This window comes from Plantactinospora sp. DSM 117369 (genome assembly GCF_053764795.1).
The window spans coordinates 7,847,287-7,866,562 of the sequence record NZ_CM132446.1; the positions used below are offsets into that span (position 1 = coordinate 7,847,287).

The window sequence follows — 19,276 nt, forward strand, 5'->3', positions numbered from 1 at the left end:
TGCTCACCCGGCTCCCGGTCGGTAGCGGGCGGCGGTAGACGTACCGCGAGGTGCGGGGCGGGTCGCGGGTTGGCTACCCTTGCCCCGTGCCGTCGCTGTTTCGCCGCAAGCCCACCGACCTCGTCGAGGACGCCACCGCTCAGGTGACCCCCGACGAGGAGTCCGCGCCCGCCCGTCCCCGGGGCTACACCCCGAGCAAGAAGGAGTTGGGCAAGGAGACTCCGAAGCGCCCGAGCGCCGGTCGGCGGGTGGCCGGCGACGCGAAGCCGCTCACCAAGCAGGAGGCCCGGGAGCGGCGCCGGCAGTTGCGGGCCGAGTCGGCGGCCGAGTTCCGCCGGGAGGGCGGTCCCCGGGACCGGGCTCCCGAGCGCGGGCTGGCCCGCGACGTGGTGGACTCCCGGCGTACGGTCGGGACCTGGTTCTTCGGCGGCGCCCTGGTGGTGCTGATCGGTTCGGCCAACACCATGCCTCCGGAGGTGCGGTTCGCCTCCAACCTGCTCTGGGGCCTGCTGGCCATCGCCCTGGTGATCGACTCGGTGTTGATCTCACGGAAGATCAAGAAGCTGGTCCGGCAGCGGTTCCCCAAGACCGACCAGCGGATGGGCTCGCTCTACGTTTACGCGATCATGCGCTCCATCACGTTCCGCCGGATGCGTGCCCCGGTCCCCCGGGTCAACCTCGGCGACGCGATCTGAGCCATCGGGTCCGCCCCGCCACGGGACGCCGAGCAGGCCGACTCACGGGATGCCGAGCAGGCGGAGCAGGGCCGCCGTACCGGCCGCCGCGACCACCACCGCGACGAACGGGGCACGGCGCCAGGCCAGCACGGCGCCGACGAGTACTCCGGCCGGGCGGGCGAAGCCGGCGAACGCGCCGGCCTCGGTCAGCGCCGCCGTCACCGCCAGCGCCGCGAGCAGGGTCGCGGCCGCGACCGGCAGCAGCCGGCTCACCCCGTCGGGCAGGGCCAGCCGGTCCCGCAGCACCACTCCGGAGAGCCGGAAGGCGTACGTGCCGACGGCCAGGGCCAGGATCACCGCGATCAGCATCCGCGCTCCCCGTGTCGACGGTCCGGCGACCCGTGCTCGGCGGGACCGGGCCGACGGTCCGGTGGCGGCGGCCCGTGCTCGGCGGGACCGGTCAGCACGGCCGCTCGGCGAGGTCGCCGGGGCAGCAGCAGTACGGCCAGGCCGGCCAGGGCCAGCAGCACCGGCAGGCCGGCGGGCAGCACGGGGGTGACCAGCAGCGCGATCGCCGCGCCGGCCAGGGCTACCCGACGGGTCTGCGGGTCGCGCAGCGCGGGCAGCAGCAGGGCGAGCAGCCCGGCCGGAAACGCGGCGTCCAGCCCCAGCCGGAGCGGGTCGCCGACCCGGCTGGCCAGTAGCACCCCGAGCAGGGTGCCGGCGTTCCAGGCCAGGAAGAGCAGGGTCCCGGCCAGCCAGAACGCCCGGCGCCGGCCGGCCCGGTCGGGTTGGGCCAGCGCGAACGCGGTGACCTCGTCGGTCATCAGGTGGCTGCCGACCAGCCGGTGCCGCCAGCGCCGCCCGAGGACGTCCCCGAGGGCCAGCCCGAACGGCAGGTGCCGGGCGTTGAGCAGCAGTCCGGCGAAGACGGCCGCGACCGGGCTGCCGGCCGCGATCAGCCCGACCGCGATGAACTGGGCACCGCCGGCGTACAGCAGCGTGGACATCGCGACGATCGCCGGGGCCGGGAGGCCGGCCGCGAGTGCCACGGCGCCGAAGGAGGCGCCGATCGCCACCATCGCGACGGCGATCGCGCCGATGTCGCGGAGCAGGGCCCGGGTCGGCACCGGTCCGGGTGTCGACGTTCGGTCTGCCGTACGCATAGTTCAGAATAATGAACACCCCACGACACGTTCGTCAAGCCGAACGGATGGACCGATGAACCGAACGCAACCCCGTCCCGACAGCTCCCCGGTGCCCGCCATCGCCGCCGCGCTACGCCGGGAACGGGAACGCGCCGGCATCTCGCTGGCGGAACTGGCCCGCCGGGCCGGGATCGCCAAGTCGACCCTGTCCCAACTCGAGGCCGGCAACGGAAACCCCAGCGTCGAGACGGTCTGGGCGCTCGGGGTCGCCCTCGGCGTACCGTTCAGCCGGCTCGTCGAGCAGCCCCCGCCAGCGGTACGGGTGATCCGGGCCGGGCACGGCCCCGGGCTGCGCTCGCAGCAGGCCGAGTTCACCGGCACCCTGCTGGCCGCCGGCGCACCGCAGGTACGCCGGGACATCTACCTGATCGAACTCGAACCGGGCCAGGTACGCGACGCCGAGCCGCACATCCCGGGCAGCGTGGAGCATCTGGTGGTGGCCGCCGGCCGGCTGCGTACCGGCCCGGCGGCCGAGCCGGTCGAACTCGGCCCGGGCGACTACGTCACGTTTCCGGGCGACGTCCCGCACCGCTACGAGGCGCTCGCCCCCGGCACCTTCGCCGTGCTCGTGATGGAGCACCCCTGAACCACGTCGGGCCGGTCGGTCAGTGCCCGCCGGTGTCGACCGGGGCGGGCGCCCGGTAGAGCCGGGCGACGACGTCCTCGATGTCCGGCTCCACGATGGCGATGTCCCGCAGCGCGGCGACCCGGGCCAGCCCGGCCACCACGTCGGAGGCGGTGGCCGACTCGCAGGCGAAGACCAGCCGCCGCCCGTCGGCCTCGGTACGCAGCAGCGGCGCACCGGGCAACACCGGCGGCTCGGCCAGCGGCTCGTCGAGGTCGGCGACCACCTGCCGGCGCGAGCCGTACCGCGAGTGCAGCGCCTCGATCGACCCGTCGTGCACCACCCGGCCATGGTCGATCACCACCAGCCGCCGGCAGAGCCGCTCGATGTCGGCCAGGTCGTGGGTGGTCAGCACCAGGGTGGTGTCGCCGGCCGCGCCGAGTTCGGCCAGGAAGGCCCGGACCGCCTGCCGGCTCACCACGTCGAGCCCGATCGTCGGCTCGTCCAGGAAGAGCACCTCCGGGCCGTGCAGCAGCGCGGCGGTCAACTCGCCCCGCATCCGCTGCCCGAGCGAGAGCTGCCGCACCGGTACGTCCAGGAACCCGTCCAGGTCGAGTTCCGCCCGGCAGCGCCGCAGCCGCGCGGCGTGCGCGGCCGCCGGGACCCGGTAGACGTGCCGGAGCAGGTCGAAGGAGTCCCGCAGCGGCAGGTCCCACCAGAGCTGCGAGCGCTGCCCGAAGACCACCCCGATGCGCAGCGCCAGCCGGGTGCGCTGGGCCACCGGCAGCAGGCCGCAGACGCGTACCTGGCCGGACGAGGGGCTCAGCACCCCGGTCAGCATCTTGAGCGTGGTCGACTTGCCGGCGCCGTTCGGCCCGATGTAGCCGACCATCTCGCCGCGCCGGACCGTAAGGTCGATCCCGTCGACCGCGCCCACCACCCGCTTCGCCCGGCGGAACCGGCCGGCCCGGACCCGTACCACGAACTCCTTGCGCAGTTCGCGGGCCTCGATGACCGGAGTGTCCGGCGGGGTCGCGGTCACGAGCCGGTGCTCCGGTAGTGGCGTACCCCGAGCCGCCAGGCCGCGGCGGCGAGCGCGGCGGCCGGCAGCGCGACACCCGGCGCGGCCCACCCCACCCAGGCCGGCAGGCCGAGCGGGTCGGCCCGGCCGAGCAGCGCCAGTGCCGGGTAGTAGGCCACGAAACCGAACCCCATGCCGTACGCGAAGACCGCTCGAAACCAACCACTGTAGACGGTCATCGGGTACGTGGTGAAGTCGCGGCCGCCGTAGGTGAACGCCGAGCCCACCTCGCCGGAGTCGATCCACCAGAACGACAGCGACGCGGTGGCCACGAAGATCGCGCCGAAGAACACCACCCCGGCCAGCGGGGCCAGCACGGCCAGCGCCACCCGCCCCGGTGTCCACGCCAGGTCGGCGGCGGCCAGCGCGACCACCAGTACGCCCGCCCCGAAGACGGCCCGGGACGCCTTGCGCAGCGGCAGGTCCATCAGCAGCAGTTGGGGCAGCGCGCCGAGCGGGCGGACCAGCACCGCGTCCAGCAGCCCGGTCCGGACGTACTGGCGCAGCGCCTCCACGTTGCCGACCGCGAGATCGGCGGTGGCGAAGGCGGCCGACGAGAGGCCCACCATCACCATCGCCTCGGTCCGGTCGAAGCCGCCCAGTTGCCGGGTGACCCGGAACAGCACCAGCACGGTGAGCACGTCGAGCGCGGTGGCGCCGACGTTGCTGACCAGGTCGACCACGAACGAGGTGCGGTACGACGCCTGCGACCGGGCCTGCCCGCGCAGCAGCGCCAGATAGGCCGGCGCCCGGCGCAGCCGGTACGTCCACTCAGCCACCCTGCACCACCAGCCGGTGCTCGGCCCGGCGCTGGACCGTACGGCAGATCAGCAGAACCAGAGCGGCCCAGAGCACTTGTACGGCCACCATCCCGGCCTGGATCGCCGCACCGTCCCGCTCGACGAGTACGTCCAGCGGGGTCTGCAACAGGCTCGGGAACGGGGTGGCCAGCCAGAGCGGCACGGCGATCCAGTCCGGCAGGAACCGCAGCGGGAAGTAGAGCCCAGCCAGGACGCCGGAGCCGAGGGTCCAGAGGATCATCGCGCCCCGGGCGTCGTGCAGCCAGTACGCGGTCGCGTTCACCAGGAACCGGCAGCCGAAGCAGATCACCACCGCCAGCCCGACGGAGCACAGGAAGAGCGGCACCGTTTGCCACCGGGTCGGCAATGCCAGGTCGAAGAAGAGCAGCCCGGTGACGACCGGCGGGAGGAAGCGGGTCAGCAGGGCGTACCCGGCCCGGCCGAGGTCGGTGGCGAGGTAGCTGACCACCGGGTGCACCGGGCGGAGCAGGTCGCTGGCGACCTCGCCGGTGCGGATCCGGTCGGCCAGTTCGGTCCATCGCCAGAGCAGCACCACGGCGAGCAGGCCCTGTCCGGCCCAGACGAAGGTGGCCAACTGGGCCTGGCTGTAGCCGCCCGCGACGCCACCGGCGCCGGTGGCGACGGCAAGCAGGACGTAGCAACGCAGGAAGCCGAAGACGGTGTTGGTGAAGGCGCCGGCAAGAGTAGCTTGCCGGTATGTAGAGTACCGACGAAACCCTGATCCGGTTATCGCAGCAAATGTCCGGAACCATGGGATGATGTTTCGGCTGATGGGTGGTGCCACAGTGGCGGTGACCGAGCCCACGCCGTTACCCTCCTTCCGCGACCACGCTGCACCGAGCCGGGTGACTTTACCCGGAACGCCCGGCTGCCCAGCGAGATTTTTCGACGAGGTGACACCCCGTGAGTGAGCGACGCGAGCCGGCTTCCCCGGCCGCGTCGCGCGCGGTTCGGCGTACCGCTCCCGGCATCGGGTCCCGAGGCGGTCGAGACGGCGGCGTACGGCTCGGAGCGCCGCTATGAGCGGCCGATACTCCGGCCGCTGGGGAGAGGCCGCCGAACCGTCCTGGGTGGTCGAACCGACGGCGGAGTGGGAGCCGCAGTTTCCCGGCCAGCGCTATCCCGGAGACATCGGCCACCAGCGGCGACGCCGGCCAGCCGGCCGGGCACCGGTGCCGACCGGCCGGGCCAAGGTACCGCCGCCGGGTAGCCGCCCCGGCGAGCCGGAGCCGTTCGGCCGTCCCGAGCCGGTCTCCAACGGCCGCCCCGACGCGCCGCCGAACGGCCGCCCAGAGGCGCTGCCGGGCAGCCGTCGCGAGGCGCTGCCGAGCGGGCGTACCGGGCAACCGGCCGGCGCCCATCCGTCGGCCCGGGCGGACGGGCCGCCACGCGAGACGCGTACCGGACGGCTCGACCGCTGGGACAGCCGATCCCCCGGCTGGAACCCGCCGCCCGGCTCCGGGGACGACGGCCCGGATTCCTGGGACCAACCGTCGAACGGACGCGGCCGGCCTCCGGTCGAGCACCGCACCGGCGGTTCGGTGCCGGTCGGCCGGGGTGACCGGCGGCCGCCCGGTGCCGGCGAGTCCGGGCCGCGCGGAGGTCGCGGCGAGAGCGGGTTTGCCGGTGGCCGGGCCGCGTCGCAGCACGATCCGCACCGCTCCGGCGACGACCGGCCGGGGCGCTCCGCCGGTGCACCGGAGCGGCGCGGACGGTGGCTCACCGGGCCGGCGTCCGAGGAGACCCAGCCGCTGCCGGACCGGCGCCCGACGCCCTCCGACGGCCGGCCCGGACCTCGGGACGGCCGGGGCCGGGTCGGGCCGGGTGGACGTCCGGTGATGCCGGCGGCGTTCGACGGCTCCCCCGGCCCTGAGCGGGGCGTTCCAGGACAGGATCGAACCGACGGTTGGGCGGCCCGATCCGGCGGCCAGCCGCATCCGGGGAGCCGCGAGGTACCCCCGGGCCGCACCCCGCCCCGGGCCCGGCCTGACCGCCCCGGCTCCGAGCCTCCGGTCCGGCGCCCCGCCGCAGGACCGTCCGGTGCACCCAGTTGGCCAGCCCAGCGCGGCCCGGGCCAGGAGCCGCGCGAGGGGCGGCGCTTCCCCGATCTGGGTTCCGGCCGTCCGCCGGTACGCGACCCGCGCGGCACCGATCCGGCCGCCCGGCCGGGCCCCGTGCCCCGGGGCGACCGGGTCGGGCCGACTCCGCCCGGCGTCGACCGGCCCGCCGCCGAGCTGGCACCGGGATACGGGCGACCGGACCGGACGCCGGCCTCGGGTGCCGAGCGGGTCCCACCGCGCACCGGCCGGCCGGACGACGCGCCGGTCCGCCCGGACCGGGTCGCCGAGTACCCCGTCGTCGCCGCCGGACCGGCGAGCCCGACCGACCGGGTCGGCCCGACCGCACCACCCAGGACCGGAGAGCCACCCAGGACCGGAGAACCACCCAGGACCGGAGAGCCGCCCAGGACCGGAGAACCGGCCCGGGCCGCCGAACAGCCTCGTCCGGTCGAGCCCGCCCGGCGGATCGAGCCGGCTCACCCGGTCGAGCCGGTACGCCGGGTCGAGCAGTCCCGGCCGATCGAGCCCCGCCCGGTCGACGCCGGCCGCCCGGTGGAACCACCCCGTCCCGTCGAACCACCGCGCCCCGTCGAGTCGACCCGGCCGGTGACGCCAACGCGCCCGGTCGAGGCGGCCCGGCACGTCGAGCCACCCCGTCCCGTCGAGGCGTCCCGCCCGGTCGAACCACCCCGCCCGGTCGAGCCGCAGCGCCCCGTCGAGCCACCCCGTCCGGTGGAGCCGGCCCGGGCCACCGAGGCACCCCGCCCGGTCGAGCCGCCCCGACCCGTGGAGCCAGCCCGGCCGGCCGAGCCGACCCGGGCCGCCGAGGCGGCCGGTACGGTCGAACCGACTCGGAGCGCCGAACCGGCCCGGCAGGTCGAGGCGGGGCCGTGGCTCACGCCGCCTCCGGCCGAGCCGGCGACTCCGGCGGAGCCGCCGCGCGATCGGGCGGCGGGCTGGCTGACTCCGGCCACACCCTCGGATCCGGCTTCCCGGCCGCCCCGGCCACCGTCCGCCGACGAGACCGGCCAGCGCCCGCCGGTCACGCCACCCCCGGCCACGGGCCTGCGGCTGGAGTTCCTGCCCGCGCCGACGCCCGCCGGCACCCCGTCCCCGACCACGCCCGTCGAGTCGACGCCGCCCGCCAGCCCGCCCCCGGGGCCAGCGGTCGGGACGGACGCCGACGGGCCGGTCGAACCAGCCGCCGCCACCCCGGTGGCGGGTACTGTCATCGAACCCGCCTCGCCCGTCCCCTCGTCCGGTCCTCCGATCGAACCGGCCGACGCCGGGCCCGTGCCGGAGTCCGGACGGGCCACCGATCCGAGTGAGACTTCCGTACCCTCCATGCCAAAAACCGGACCTGTCGCGGACCACACCACAGTCGGACCGCTCACCGATGCCGCCCCGGCGGCCCCCTCCCCCACCGAGCCGGGCACCGACGTGGCCTTGGCCGCCGACGACGGTGCCGGCACAGCGGACCAGCCGCGTGACGGCGACCCGGAGCTGACGGTCGACGCCGGGGCACCGGCGGACGATTCGGCACCCGACGGCGCACCGGCCCCGGACACCCCGGCGGAGACCGCACCGCCGGTCCCGACGGTCGCCGCCGGCCCGCCGGATCTGGCACCCAGCTCCGGACCGCCGGCTGCGGCACCCACCTCCGGACCCCCACTGGCCACCTCGCCGCCGGGCTCGCCGGTCGTCGAGGCCAGCCCCGACACCGTGCTGCCGACCGGGCCGGCCGCCGGGGCGGCGACCGCCCTGAGCGCGCCCACCATGCTCACCCCGATCATCCGACCGGGCGGAAAACGAGGGCCGGCCGAGCCGGAACCCACCGACGTCACGCCGGAGCCCGCGGCCACCGACCCGGAACAGGTGCTGGCGTCGTACGAGTGGCGGTTCCACCACGAGACCCTGCGGGAACTGGTCGAGGATCCGGAGTCGCTGCGGGCGATCCGGGACCGGTTGACGGAGAAGCTCGAACCGGCGAAGGACAACGGCACCCGGGCCCGGCTGCTGAGCCTGCGGGCGGTGGTCTCCCGCATCCTCGGCGACCTCGGCAAGGCGCTCTCCGACGGCAAGCTGGCGCTGGCCCACGCCGAGGCAACCGGCCAGTTGCGACGGATCGCTATCGCCCAGGCCCGGCTGGCGCACGTCCTCCAGTGGCGGGGGGACTTCGCCGAGGCGGACCGGCTCTTCGAGGAGGCGAACTCCTCCGAGCTGCCGGACCGGCTGCGGGCCACCATGCACGAGCACGCCGGACGGTCCTGCTACGACCAGGGCCGCTACATGGAAGCCTGCAACCACTTCGAGAAGGCGCTGGAGCTGCGCAAGGTCGAGGACCCGGACCTGATCGCCCGGACCGAACTCGCGCTCGACGCCGTCTTCAACAAGGTCGCGCAGAACGGCTGGGGCCCGTACCCGCGGGACCGGGACGAGATCCTCCAGGTGCACCGGCCACCGGTGCCGAAGTTCAGCGAGAAGGTGCAGCGCTGGGGGTACGCCGACCCCGACGGCCAGCTCGCGATCGCGCCGAGCTACGCCGACGTGCAGCCGTTCCGGGACGGGGTGGCCTGGGTACGCCGGCCCGAGACCCGCACCTGGGAGCTGATCGACGAAACCGGCGAACTGCTGATCGAGGCGTCGACCGGATATCTCGGCGTCGGATCCTTCTCCGACGGGCTGGCCTGGGTGTCCCGGGACGGCACCGGCGGCTGGATCGCGATCGACAAGTCCAACAAGGTGGTCATCCCGGCCGGCTTCGAGGACGTACGCCCGTTCCGGCGCGGTGTCGCCGCCGTCCGGCGGGGCGGCTGGGGCGCGGTCGACCGGAACGGCAAGGTGGTGCTGCCGACCCGCTACACCGGCTTCACCACCGCGCTCACCGACGGCCGGTACGTCGACGGGTTCACCGACGAGGGGCTGGCGATCGTCGACGCGGGCGGGCGCAAGGGTGTGGTGGACCGGTCCGGGCAGGTACTGGTCGCACCGGCCCACCCGGCGCTGGTGATCCACCCGGTCGCGTTCCTGATCGGCAACGGCACCGGGCAGTGGGGTGCGCTGGACCGCCGGGGCGAGCCGCTGATCGACGCGGTGCACCCCAGCCGGAACGACGTGATGGAGGAGATCGACCGGCTGCTCGCCGACACCAAGCCCGTGCTGTGATCTGTGCACCTCGCCCGGTCGCCCAACCTGATCCACTCCGGGTACGAGGACTAGGGTCAGAGGTATGGAATTCCGACACCTTGGCCGCTCGGGCCTGCTGATCAGCGAGATCTCGTACGGAAACTGGATCACCCACGGCTCCCAGATCGAGGAGGAGGCCGCACTCTCCTGCGTACGCGCGGCTCTGGACGTCGGCATCACCACCTTCGACACCGCTGACGTGTACGCCGGCACCAAGGCGGAGGCGGTGCTGGGCCGGGCCCTGAAGGGCGAGCGCCGGGAGGGTCTGGAGATCCTCACCAAGGTCTACTGGCCGACCGGCCCGGGCCGGAACGACCGGGGCCTGTCCCGCAAGCACATCATGGAGTCGATCAACGGCTCGCTGCGCCGCCTCCAGACCGACTACGTCGACCTCTACCAGGCGCACCGGTACGACTACTCCACGCCGCTGGAGGAGACGATGGAGGCGTTCGCCGACGTCGTGCACTCCGGCAAGGCGCACTACATCGGCGTCTCGGAGTGGAAGGCGTCCGAGATCCGGGCCGCGCACGAGCTGGCCCGGGAGCTGAAGATCCAGCTCGTCTCGAACCAGCCGCAGTACTCGATGCTGTGGCGGGTCATCGAGGGCGAGGTCGTGCCGACCAGCCAGGAGCTCGGCGTCAGCCAGATCGTCTTCTCGCCGATCGCCCAGGGTGTGCTGACCGGCAAGTACCTGCCCGGCCAGGAGCCGCCGGCCGGTTCCCGGGCCACCGACACCTCCGGCGGGGCGGGCTTCATCGCCCGGTTCATGTCCGACGAGGTGCTGACCCGGGTGCAGCGGCTCAAGCCGCTCGCCGAGCAGGCCGGCCTCAGCATGGCCCAGCTCGCGGTCGCCTGGGTGCTGCAGAACCCGAACGTCTCCTCGGCGATCATCGGCGCCTCCCGCCCCGAGCAGGTACAGGACAACGTCAAGGCGGCCGGGGTGAAGCTCGACGCCGAGCTGCTCAAGGCGATCGACGAGATCGTCGAGCCGATCACCGAGCGGGACCCGGCCAAGACGCAGAGCCCGGCCCAGCGGCCGTGACCGTGCGGCGGTCCTGACCCCGGCAGGTGTGCCGAAGGCCCCGCCCGACACGCGCCGACCTGGCGTGCGCCGGGCGGGGCCTTCCGGGTCCGGTCCGGGTCAGCCCTGCCAGAAGCGGATCAGGCGCAGGCCCTCGGCGTAGAGGTAGTCGGGCAGGCCGATCAGGTCGCCGACCGCGAAGACCCCGCCGAAGAACCAGCCGCCGACCCGCGGGTTCCAGAGCAGGGCGAAGAGCAGGATGAAGCCGTACGGGGCCATCAGGTCGTAGCCGCGCCGCCACTGCGGGTTCAACCACGGCTGGAGGACGTTGCCGCCGTCCAGACCCGGCACCGGCAGCAGGTTGAGGATGCTCGCGGTGAGCTGGAGGAAGGCGAGCAGCGCGACCCCGGACCAGAACTCCGGCGCGGCGTTGACGTCCACCCCGATCGCGAACGGTACGACCAGCAGCAGCGCGAACAGCACGTTGGTGGCCGGACCGGCCAGGCTGACCAGCGAGTGCCGGAGCCGGCCGGGGATCTCGTGCCGGTCCACCCAGACGGCCCCGCCCGGCAGGCCGATGCCGCCGAGCAGCACCACCACCACGGGCAGGATGATCGACAGCAGCGGGTGGCTGTATTTCAGCGGGTTCAGGGTCAGGTAGCCGCGGTGCGCCACTCCCCGGTCACCGGCCCGGTACGCCACCACGGCGTGCGCGTACTCGTGCAGGCAGAGCGAGACCAGCCAGCCCGAGACGACGAAGAGGAAGACGTCGAGCCGGACGTTGCCGAACCCGTTCCACGCCATCGCGCCGCTGGTCACGAAGAGCGCGACCAGGGCCAGGAAGATCGGGCTGGGCCGGAACGCCTCCGGGGGCACGCCGAGGACCAGCCGGTCCCGGCCGCGTTGGTCGAAGTTCATCCCGGTCACTCGGCCGCGGGCAGCAGGCTCATCCGGTACTCCACCCGGTCGTCCTCGACCAGCAGCACCGAGGCGACACCTGCGGCGGCGAGCTCACGCCAGGTCTGGCCGATCCAGGACTCGGCGTCGGCCTGGCTGCTGAACGCCTCGGCCGGTCCGTTCACCGGATCGCCGTCCGCGCCCTCGTACCGCCAGCTCCACGGCATGTCGCGTCTCCCCTCGCCGATCTTCCGCGCCGACAAACCCCCGCCAGCCTAGTCGGCCGGCCGGTGTCAGCCAGCCAGAGCGGTCCGGAGCGGTTCCGCACCGGCGTACCTCACCGCGAGCTGTCCAGCCAAGCGCTCTAAGGTACGGGCATGTCCGTAGACGGGTGGAGCAGGCTCCTGGTGCTGGGCGGGATCCGCTCCGGCAAGTCCGAGTTCGCCGAGTCGCTGCTTAGGGACGTACCGGTCGTCCGTTATGTCGCGACCGCCGTGACCGACCCGGACGACCCGGACTGGACGGCCCGGATCGACGCCCACCGGATCCGCCGGCCGGCGGGCTGGACGACGGAGGAGGCCAACGCCGACCCGTCCCGGCTGGCCGCACTGATCGCCGGCGCCGGTCCGAACGACACGCTGCTCGTCGACGACCTCGGCGGCTGGGTGACCGTGCTGCTCGACCCGGCGCACCAGCCCGCCGACGACGTCGCCACCATCGGCGAGCTCGGTGCCGCGATCCGGGACTGCCCGGCCCGGCTGGTGCTGGTCAGCCCCGAGGTGGGGCTGTCGACGGTGCCGGTCACCCCGCTCGGCCGGGCCTTCGCCGACGCGCTCGGCACCACCAACCAGGCGGTCGCGGACGCCTGCGACGCGGTGGTGCTGGTGATCGCCGGACAACCGGCCTGGCTGAAGGCCGGCGCGGTCCAGTCGCCGGCGGTCCCAGCCGGCGCCGGCCAGCCTGGCGTACCGGCACAGGTCGACCGGGCCGGCGCCGACCGGGCCGCCCCGGCCACCTCGGCCTGGACCGAGGTGCTGGGCGCGGTGCCGCAGGTACTCCGGCCGACCGTGATCCCGGCACCGGCGGCCGAACCCGCGCCGTCGACGGCGACCGGGACCGGGACGGGCTGGACGGCGCCGACCATGGCACTGCCGATGGTCGCCACCGGTCTGGTCATCCAGCCCGGGATGGACCTGCCGATGCCGGACGAGTACGCCGGCCCCGCCGCCGTCGACCGGCTCGGCACGCTCGACCTCCCCGGCAGCGGCCTCGGCCAGCTGGATCGGGTGGTCTCGTTCGCCGCCGCCACCCAGGGGACGGCGACCCCGGAGCCCTGGCGCTCGGTCCGGGTACTGCTGCTGCACGGCGACCACTCCGGTGGCGCCGCCGCCGGTGCGGTACCCGGCGAGTCCACCCGCCGCGCCGAGCAGGCCCGGCAGGGCACCGGGCCGATCGCCCGGCTTGCCGCCGAGGCCGGCGCCACCCTCCAGGTGGTCGAGGCACCGCTGTCCCGGCCGATCGAGGAGGGCCCGGCGCTGACCGCCGACGAGGTCGAGGCGGCCCTGCGCTACGGCTGGCGGCTCGCCGAGGAGGCGGTGGACGCGGGGGTGGACCTGCTGGTCCTCGCCGCCTGCGGTGCCGGTACCGAGGCCGCCGCGGCAGCCGTACTGGCCGCCACCGCCGGCGCCGAACCCGCGGCGGTACTCGGCCGGGTGGTGACGCTCGGCGGGCGGGTGGACGACGAGGCGTGGATGCAGCGCTGCGCGGCGGTCCGGGACGCGATGCACCGCACCCGGCGCAGCCCCCGGGACGCCAAGGACGTACTCGCCGAACTCGGTGGCGGCGACCTGGCGATCGCCACCGGCGTCCTGCTCGGCGCGACGGCCCGGCGTACCCCGGTGCTGCTGGACGGGCCGGTCGGGGTGGCGGCGGGCCTGGTCAGCCGGGACCTCGCCGGCCAGGCCCGGCACTGGTGCCTGCTGCCGGACCACGGCGACCACCCGGCGGTGAAGCTCGGCGCCGATGTGCTCGACCTGAGCCCGTTGCTGGACCTGCGACTCGGCCTCGGCGAGGGTGGCGCCGCGCTGGCCGCGCTGCCGCTGCTACGCGCCGCGCTGACCCTCGCCGGCGCCCTGCCGGTGCATCCGAGCCTGGCGAGCGGCGAGCCGGCCGATCCGGCAGGCACCGACCGGTCCGATCCGGCGCGCGACGGCTCGCTCCCGCCGGTGCCGGACCCGGCCGAACCCTGGACCCCGGAACCGGCGGCCGACCGCCCCGGACCGGGCGACGACTCGCTCCCGCCGACGCCCGACCCGGCCGAACCGTGGGCCCCGGGCCCGCCGGCCGACCGTCCCGGGCGGGCCGACGACAACCCGGACGACGACCAGGAGTTCATCGAGCCGCCGCCGGCCGGCCCCGGTCCGACCGCGGTGCCGGAGGACACCACCGGGCAGCCGGCGACGGACGCGCCACCGCCGGAACAGGAATCGACCGACGCACCGCTGCCGGGGCAGCCGGCCACCGGAACCGGGGCGGCCGACGACCGGGACGGTGGGCGCCGGGACGGCGCCACCGTGCCACCGGGTGTCTGAGGGCCGGTTCGCGGCCGGCGGCCGGCTGGCGCTGACCACCTTCACCGTCGCGCCGCTGCGGGCCGGTCGGGTCGACCGCGCCACCGCCGGTACGGCGATGACCCTGGCCCCGCCGGTCGGCGCGCTGCTCGGGGTACTCCTCGCCGGGGTGCTCGGCGGGCTGGGCGCGCTCGCCCCGCCGCTGGTCGCCGGTGTGGTGACCGTGGCGGTGGCGGCGCTGCTGACCCGAGGGCTGCACCTGGACGGGCTGGCCGACACCGTGGACGCGCTCGGCTCGTACCGCTCCGGGGAAGCCGCACTGCGGATCATGCGGCAGCCGGACGTCGGCCCGTTCGGGGTGACCGCGCTGCTGCTCGTACTCCTGCTCCAGGCCGCCTCGTTCGCGGCGCTGGCGGCCCGGCCGTGGACCGCGCTGCTCGCGGCGCTGGCCGCCGGTGCCGCGACCGGCCGGCTGGCGGTGAGCTGGGCCTGCCGGCGTGGTGTCCCGGCGGCCCGCCCGGACGGGCTCGGCGCGCTGGTCGCCGGCACCGTCGGCCCGGCCGCGCTGGTCGGGCTCTCGGCCGGGGTGGCGCTGCTCGCCGTGCCGGCGGTGCCGGACCGCCCCTGGCAGGGCCCGCTCGCGGTCGCCGGGGCGCTGGCCGGCACGCTGCTGCTGGTCCGGCACGTGGTACGCCGGCTCGGCGGCATCACCGGCGACGTGCTCGGCGCGGGCGTCGAACTCGGCAGCACGCTGTTCTACCTCGGTGTCGTGCTGACCGGCTGACCGGGCAGGCGTTCGCGGGTAGCGTTCGCGAAAAGGACACCAGCACGAGTACCAGGCCAACAGGCGGTCGAGCGGGGGACGTAATGCTCATCACGGACGATTTCCTGCCCGTGCCGGTCCCGGAGTCGTTGACCGCCACCTACCTGGTGCCCACCACCGGCCAGGTCGACCCGGCCCCGGCCGAGGCGGTGGCGGCGCTCGGCGGCCGGCTCTCCGGGCCGGTGCACGACCTCGCCCGGCAGATGCTGGACAGCCCGCTCATGACGGTCGACACCCGGCCGATCGCCGAGTTCCCGCACCTGCCGCCGGACCTGCTCACCGCGTTCGGGGCCACCGACACCCAGCTCGCCCGGCTGGACGCCGCCACCGACCTGGTGGTGGTGCAGGCCAGCTACCGGCCCGGCTGGCCACCCGCGCACGAGTGGGCCGCCCGTACGGTTGCCTGCGCCATCGCCGACTCCCTCGGCACCGACGTGGTCGACGTCTTCGCGTTGCAGTTCCTCGACCCAGCCACCGCACTGCGCTCGCTGCCGGACGCCGAGGGCCGGGTGCGCCTGATCGACTGGGTCCTGGTGCCGTACTCGTCGGACGACGGCGGGCTCTGGTTCACCACCAAGGGACTACGCCGGTTCGGCCTCCTGGAGTTGCAGGCGCAGGGGGTGCCGACGCACCTGACCCGGGCCTGGGGGGCGGTGATGACCGGGGTGGCCCGGCGACTGCTCCGGGCCTGGACCGACGGGCTCACCGACAGCGAGGTGCCGGCCTTCGTCCAGTTGCCGGTGGTCACCTCGGTCACCGGGCACGACATCGCGGTGGCGTACGGCAACCCGCAGCAGCACGACACCACCGGCCCGGCGGCGCTGCGGCTGGAACTCGACCCGGCCACCGACCCGGACGCCGACTCGTTCCTGACCCTGCTGCCCCCGTCCGGCCATCCCGGCCCGGCCGGGCGGTACTTCGCGGCGGTCTGCGCCGCCCTGTTCGGTGCCGCCGCCCAGTCCGACGTCCGGTACGCCCGGCCGGACGACGCGATGGCCCGGGCGATCGCCACCGCCCGGGACGGGCTGCCCGGCATCCGGGAGCGGTTCCTCGCCGGCACCCTGCCGGACGGGGTGCAGTTGCTGGTCAAGTACGCCCTGCCGAATGACGAGGGGCCGGAGTTCGTCTGGGCCGGGGTCACCTCGTGGGCGACCCCGGAACGGATCGTCGGGGCCAGCGCCAGCGACGCCACGGCCGATCCGGCGGTCCGGGTCGGCCAGCCCGTCGTGGTGGACGCCGTCGACGTGGTCGACTGGGCCCTGCTGGACGGCAGCGGGGTGATCGAGGGCGGCTGGACCCAGGCCGTGCTGGACGCCGGCGACCGGTCCCAACGCTGACCCCCGGTCACCCGTCCCCCGCCCCTTTCTCCGGACCGGGGAATCCCGGCGGGGTCTGCACCCCGCTGAGACTCCCCGATCGTCGACAGGCCGGGGGGCTACTTCACGGAGGGTTGGACGAAGGGAGGGCGGACGACCCGCATCGCCGCGCGGCGGCCCCGGACGTCGACCTCGACCTCGTCGTCCTGGCCCAGCCCGGCGGCGCTGTCCAGCAGGGCGAGGGCGATGCCCGCCTTCCGGGTCGGCGAGAAGGTGCCGCTGGTGACCGTGCCGACGGCCGTACCGCCGGCGGAGAGCACCGTCATGCCCGGCCGGGGGATACCCCGGTCCAGCGCCAGCAGTCCCCACAGGGTGCGGCGCGGCCCGGCCGCCTTCTCGGCGAGCAGCGCGTCCCGCCCCCAGAACGCCGGCTTGTCCCAGCCGACCGCCCAGCCCGCCCGGGCCTGCACCGGAGTGATCTCCGGGGAGAGGTCCTGGCCGTGCAGCGGGTAGCCCATCTCGGTCCGCAGGGTGTCCCGGGCGCCGAGCCCGCAGGCGCGGATCCCGTACGGCTCGCCGGCCGCCAGCAGTGCGTCCCAGACCGTGGTCGCCGCCCCGGCCGGCACCACCAGCTCGTACCCGTGCTCGCCGGTGTAACCGGTCCGGCAGACCACCAGCGACACCAGGTCGCCGTCCGGGGTGGCCGCCCCGGCGGTGGAGAAGCCGAGTTCGGCGGTGGAGAAGCTCATGTAGCCGTGTCCGGTCGGCAGTCCGAGGGTGCCGAGCAGCTCGGCCGAGCGCGGCCCCTGCACCGCCAGCACGGCGTACGCCTCGTGCTCGTTGGTCACGGTGATCCCGGCCGGGGCGGCGGCGCGGAGCCGGCGTACCACCTCGGCGGTGTTGGCGGCGTTCGGGATCAGGAAGACGTGCTCGGGACCGTGCAGATAGGCGATGATGTCGTCCACCACGCCGCCGGTCGCCTCGTCGCAGCAGAGCGTGTACTGCGCCCGTCCCGGCCCGATCCGGCCCAGGTCGTTGCTGAGGCAGGCGTTGACGAAGTCGGCCGCCCCCGGGCCGGTGATCCGGGCCTTGCCCAGGTGGGAGACGTCGAACACACCCACCCCGGTACGCACCGCGGTGTGCTCCCGGAGGACTCCGCCGCCGGCGTACTCCAGCGGCATGGACCAGCCGCCGAAGGCGGCGAACTTGGCGCCGAGCGCGGCGTGCCGCTCGTGCAGCGGCGACTGGCGGAGTGCGTCGGCGGGAGGTTCCGGGGTCTCGCCGGTCACCTGCGTCGGGTCGGTCATGGGTCGCAACCTACCTGCGATCCGGCTGATGGTTAGCATCGGCGGGACCCGTCCGGCGGACCGTCGGCGGGACAGCCCATTCATCCGGCGGGTAGGTTGCGCCGGAGACCACAACGCCCGGCCGCAACCAGGCGGCCGGCCACGCCCGTCCGGAGCCGCGCAGTGACATCGCCCAGCACCAGCCTCAGCCTGGTCGACACCGACCCCGCCGAACTCGCCGTCGACGCCATCGTCATCGGGTTGCACAGCCAGACGGTGGACGAACCGGGTCCCGCCGCGGGCTTCGCCGGGACCCTGCTCCTCGCGACCGGAGCGGAGAGCATCGCCGCGGCGTTCGACGGCCGGCTGACGGAGACCCTGGCGCTGCTGGGCGCCACCGGCAGCCCGGGTGAGGTGATCAAACTGGCCACCCTGGGCACCGTCACGGCGCCGCTGGTCGCCGCCGTCGGGCTGGGCCCCGAGCCGACCGGGGCGGCCCCGGCACCGGAGATCCTGCGCCGGGCGGCCGCTTCGGCGGTCCGGGCGCTGGCCGGCGCCGAGCGGGTCGCGCTGACCTTTCCGGTACCCGACGACGAGGACGGCCCGGCCGCGCTGCGCGCCACCGCCGAGGGTGCGCTGCTCGGCGCGTACCGGTTCGCCGGCTACAAGACCCGGCCGCAGCCGACCCGCCGCCCGCCGGTGGCCGCGATCGCGGTGCACGTGCCGGACGCCGGTGACGACCGGGCCCGGGCGGAGATCACCCGGGCCGGTGTGGTGGCCCGGGCGGTGACCCGGACCCGGGACTGGGTGAACACGGCGCCGAACGAGCTGCGCCCGCCGTCCTTCGCCGACTCGGTGGCCGCGGCCGCCCGGGAGGCGGGGCTCGGCGTGGAGGTCCTCGACGAGCAGGCGCTGGCCGCCGGCGGCTACGGCGGCATCCTGGCCGTCGGGCTGGGCTCGGCGGCGCCGCCCCGGCTGGTGAAGCTCAGCTACGACCCGGCCGGTGGTGCCGGCGGGTCGGCGAAGCGGCTGGCGCTGGTCGGCAAGGGCATCACCTTCGACACCGGCGGCGTCTCGATCAAGCCGGCCCAGGGCATGTGGGAGATGAAGTCCGACATGGCCGGGGCGGCGGCGGTCGCCGCCACCATGCTGGCGATCGCCGAGCTGAAGCCGGCGGTCGCGGTGACCGCCTACCTGCCGATGGCCGAGAACATGCCGTCGGCCACCGCGTACCGGCCGGGCGACGTGGTGACGATGTACAACGGCAAGCGGGTCGAGGTGCTGAACACCGACGCCGAGGGCCGGATGGTGCTCGGCGACGCGATGGCCCGGGCCTGCGAGGACGGCTGCGACTACCTGGTCGAGACCTCCACGCTGACCGGCGGCCAGGTGGTGGCGCTCGGCAAGCGGGTGGCCGGGGTGATGGGCAGCACCGAGCTCTGCCAGCGGGTCCAGCAGGCCGGTGACGCGGCCGGCGAGCCGACCTGGCCGATGCCGCTGCCGGACGACGTCCGGAAGGGAATGGACTCCGAGGTCGCGGACATCTCCCAGGTCAACGCGACGATGGACCGGGCCGGCCACATGCTCCAGGGCGGGGTCTTCCTGCGCGAGTTCGTCGCCGACGAGGTGCCGTGGGCGCACATCGACATCGCCGGGCCGAGCTACCACTCGGGCGAGCCGACCGGCCACTGGACCAAGGGTGGCACCGGGGTGCCGGTGCGTACCCTGCTGGAGCTGGTCGACGACATCGCCGCCAACGACTGAC

General features: G+C 75.0%; 15 protein-coding genes and 1 pseudogene. 8 read left to right on the forward strand and 8 right to left on the reverse strand.

Translation table 11 applies throughout. The features are described 5' to 3' along the window. Nucleotides 1–86 precede the first annotated feature (86 nt). Nucleotides 87–695 (forward strand): DUF3043 domain-containing protein, encoded by a 609-nt coding sequence (locus ACSMXO_RS33380; RefSeq protein WP_455415131.1) that lies wholly within the window; start codon nucleotides 87–89, stop codon nucleotides 693–695. 42 nt (nucleotides 696–737) lie between these two features. Here the strand turns inward: ACSMXO_RS33380 and ACSMXO_RS33385 are convergent, their stop codons facing one another. Further along, the gene (locus tag ACSMXO_RS33385) at nucleotides 738–1,046 is read right to left on the reverse strand and encodes an AzlD domain-containing protein (protein WP_346257938.1); all 309 of its coding nucleotides are present in this window, start codon (nucleotides 1,044–1,046) and stop codon (nucleotides 738–740) included. Continuing rightward, nucleotides 1,040–1,843 (reverse strand): AzlC family ABC transporter permease, encoded by an 804-nt coding sequence (locus ACSMXO_RS33390; protein ID WP_455415132.1) that lies wholly within the window; start codon nucleotides 1,841–1,843, stop codon nucleotides 1,040–1,042. Before ACSMXO_RS33390 ends, ACSMXO_RS33385 begins: the two co-directional genes overlap by 7 nt. A 55-nt stretch (nucleotides 1,844–1,898) precedes the next feature. Here ACSMXO_RS33390 and ACSMXO_RS33395 point away from each other — a divergent pair, with 55 nt between their 5' ends. Continuing rightward, a complete protein-coding gene (locus ACSMXO_RS33395; RefSeq protein ID WP_455415133.1) occupies nucleotides 1,899–2,471 on the forward strand; it encodes a helix-turn-helix domain-containing protein in 573 nt (190 codons plus the stop codon). Nucleotides 2,472–2,490: 19 nt separating this feature from the next. On the opposite strand, the gene ACSMXO_RS33400 is transcribed toward ACSMXO_RS33395, so the two are convergent. Genes ACSMXO_RS33400 through ACSMXO_RS33410 form a run of 3 tightly spaced genes read right to left on the reverse strand, consistent with a single transcriptional unit; the run spans nucleotide 2,491 to nucleotide 5,157 of the window. Further along, nucleotides 2,491–3,492, reverse strand: coding sequence for an ABC transporter ATP-binding protein (locus tag ACSMXO_RS33400; protein WP_455415134.1), 1,002 nt, complete (start codon nucleotides 3,490–3,492; stop codon nucleotides 2,491–2,493). Then, nucleotides 3,489–4,310 (reverse strand): ABC transporter permease, encoded by an 822-nt coding sequence (locus tag ACSMXO_RS33405; protein WP_455415135.1) that lies wholly within the window; start codon nucleotides 4,308–4,310, stop codon nucleotides 3,489–3,491. The genes ACSMXO_RS33400 and ACSMXO_RS33405 overlap by 4 nt, the downstream gene beginning before the upstream one ends. Beyond that, nucleotides 4,303–5,157, reverse strand: coding sequence for an ABC transporter permease (locus ACSMXO_RS33410; protein WP_346257943.1), 855 nt, complete (start codon nucleotides 5,155–5,157; stop codon nucleotides 4,303–4,305). The genes ACSMXO_RS33405 and ACSMXO_RS33410 overlap by 8 nt, the downstream gene beginning before the upstream one ends. Before the next feature lie 214 nt (nucleotides 5,158–5,371). Here ACSMXO_RS33410 and ACSMXO_RS33415 point away from each other — a divergent pair, with 214 nt between their 5' ends. Next, on the forward strand, nucleotides 5,372–9,577 hold the full coding sequence (locus ACSMXO_RS33415; RefSeq protein WP_455415136.1) for a WG repeat-containing protein: 4,206 nt from the start codon (nucleotides 5,372–5,374) through the stop codon (nucleotides 9,575–9,577). Between the two features lie 64 nt (nucleotides 9,578–9,641). Continuing rightward, nucleotides 9,642–10,640 carry an aldo/keto reductase family protein gene (locus tag ACSMXO_RS33420; RefSeq protein ID WP_346257945.1) on the forward strand — a complete coding sequence of 333 codons (999 nt, stop codon included), beginning with the start codon at nucleotides 9,642–9,644 and terminating at the stop codon, nucleotides 10,638–10,640. Nucleotides 10,641–10,739: 99 nt separating this feature from the next. On the opposite strand, the gene ACSMXO_RS33425 is transcribed toward ACSMXO_RS33420, so the two are convergent. Together ACSMXO_RS33425 and ACSMXO_RS33430 are read right to left on the reverse strand one after the other, a co-directional pair. Continuing rightward, complete coding sequence (locus tag ACSMXO_RS33425; protein ID WP_432879253.1) at nucleotides 10,740–11,537, reverse strand: site-2 protease family protein; 798 nt, start codon at nucleotides 11,535–11,537, stop codon at nucleotides 10,740–10,742. Nucleotides 11,538–11,542: 5 nt separating this feature from the next. Further along, nucleotides 11,543–11,743 carry a hypothetical protein gene (locus ACSMXO_RS33430; protein ID WP_318394310.1) on the reverse strand — a complete coding sequence of 67 codons (201 nt, stop codon included), beginning with the start codon at nucleotides 11,741–11,743 and terminating at the stop codon, nucleotides 11,543–11,545. A 150-nt stretch (nucleotides 11,744–11,893) separates the two neighbouring features. Between ACSMXO_RS33430 and ACSMXO_RS33435 the strand changes: the two are divergent. The 3 genes and pseudogenes from ACSMXO_RS33435 to ACSMXO_RS33445 form a co-directional block, all read left to right on the forward strand. Continuing rightward, a pseudogene (locus ACSMXO_RS33435) lies at nucleotides 11,894–13,963 on the forward strand (bifunctional adenosylcobinamide kinase/adenosylcobinamide-phosphate guanylyltransferase); the annotation flags it as partial. A 136-nt stretch (nucleotides 13,964–14,099) separates the two neighbouring features. Then, the gene (locus ACSMXO_RS33440) at nucleotides 14,100–14,870 is read left to right on the forward strand and encodes an adenosylcobinamide-GDP ribazoletransferase (protein ID WP_346257947.1); all 771 of its coding nucleotides are present in this window, start codon (nucleotides 14,100–14,102) and stop codon (nucleotides 14,868–14,870) included. 83 nt (nucleotides 14,871–14,953) lie between these two features. Beyond that, nucleotides 14,954–16,246: a DUF2314 domain-containing protein gene (locus tag ACSMXO_RS33445; RefSeq protein ID WP_346257948.1), complete on the forward strand. Its 1,293-nt coding sequence runs from the start codon at nucleotides 14,954–14,956 to the stop codon at nucleotides 16,244–16,246. 98 nt (nucleotides 16,247–16,344) lie between these two features. Here the strand turns inward: ACSMXO_RS33445 and gcvT are convergent, their stop codons facing one another. Next, nucleotides 16,345–17,532, reverse strand: a complete 1,188-nt coding sequence (gene gcvT / locus ACSMXO_RS33450) for a glycine cleavage system aminomethyltransferase GcvT (protein WP_346257949.1) — start codon at nucleotides 17,530–17,532, stop codon at nucleotides 16,345–16,347. A gap of 162 nt (nucleotides 17,533–17,694) precedes the next feature. On the opposite strand from gcvT, the gene ACSMXO_RS33455 reads away from it, so the two are divergent. Then, the gene (locus ACSMXO_RS33455) at nucleotides 17,695–19,275 is read left to right on the forward strand and encodes a leucyl aminopeptidase (protein WP_346257950.1); all 1,581 of its coding nucleotides are present in this window, start codon (nucleotides 17,695–17,697) and stop codon (nucleotides 19,273–19,275) included. Nucleotide 19,276: the final 1 nt, after the last annotated feature.

What these genes read in the sequence shown, in the direction of transcription:
- ACSMXO_RS33385 (WP_346257938.1), bottom strand. Translation starts at nt 1,046, where the DNA reads ATGCTGATCGCGGTGATCCTGGCCCTGGCCGTCGGCACGTACGCCTTC.
- ACSMXO_RS33390 (WP_455415132.1), bottom strand. Translation starts at nt 1,843, where the DNA reads ATGCGTACGGCAGACCGAACGTCGACACCCGGACCGGTGCCGACCCGG.
- ACSMXO_RS33395 (WP_455415133.1), top strand. Translation starts at nt 1,899, where the DNA reads ATGAACCGAACGCAACCCCGTCCCGACAGCTCCCCGGTGCCCGCCATC.
- ACSMXO_RS33415 (WP_455415136.1), top strand. Translation starts at nt 5,372, where the DNA reads ATGAGCGGCCGATACTCCGGCCGCTGGGGAGAGGCCGCCGAACCGTCC.
- ACSMXO_RS33420 (WP_346257945.1), top strand. Translation starts at nt 9,642, where the DNA reads ATGGAATTCCGACACCTTGGCCGCTCGGGCCTGCTGATCAGCGAGATC.
- ACSMXO_RS33425 (WP_432879253.1), bottom strand. Translation starts at nt 11,537, where the DNA reads ATGAACTTCGACCAACGCGGCCGGGACCGGCTGGTCCTCGGCGTGCCC.
- ACSMXO_RS33430 (WP_318394310.1), bottom strand. Translation starts at nt 11,743, where the DNA reads ATGCCGTGGAGCTGGCGGTACGAGGGCGCGGACGGCGATCCGGTGAAC.
- ACSMXO_RS33445 (WP_346257948.1), top strand. Translation starts at nt 14,954, where the DNA reads ATGCTCATCACGGACGATTTCCTGCCCGTGCCGGTCCCGGAGTCGTTG.
- gcvT (WP_346257949.1), bottom strand. Translation starts at nt 17,532, where the DNA reads ATGACCGACCCGACGCAGGTGACCGGCGAGACCCCGGAACCTCCCGCC.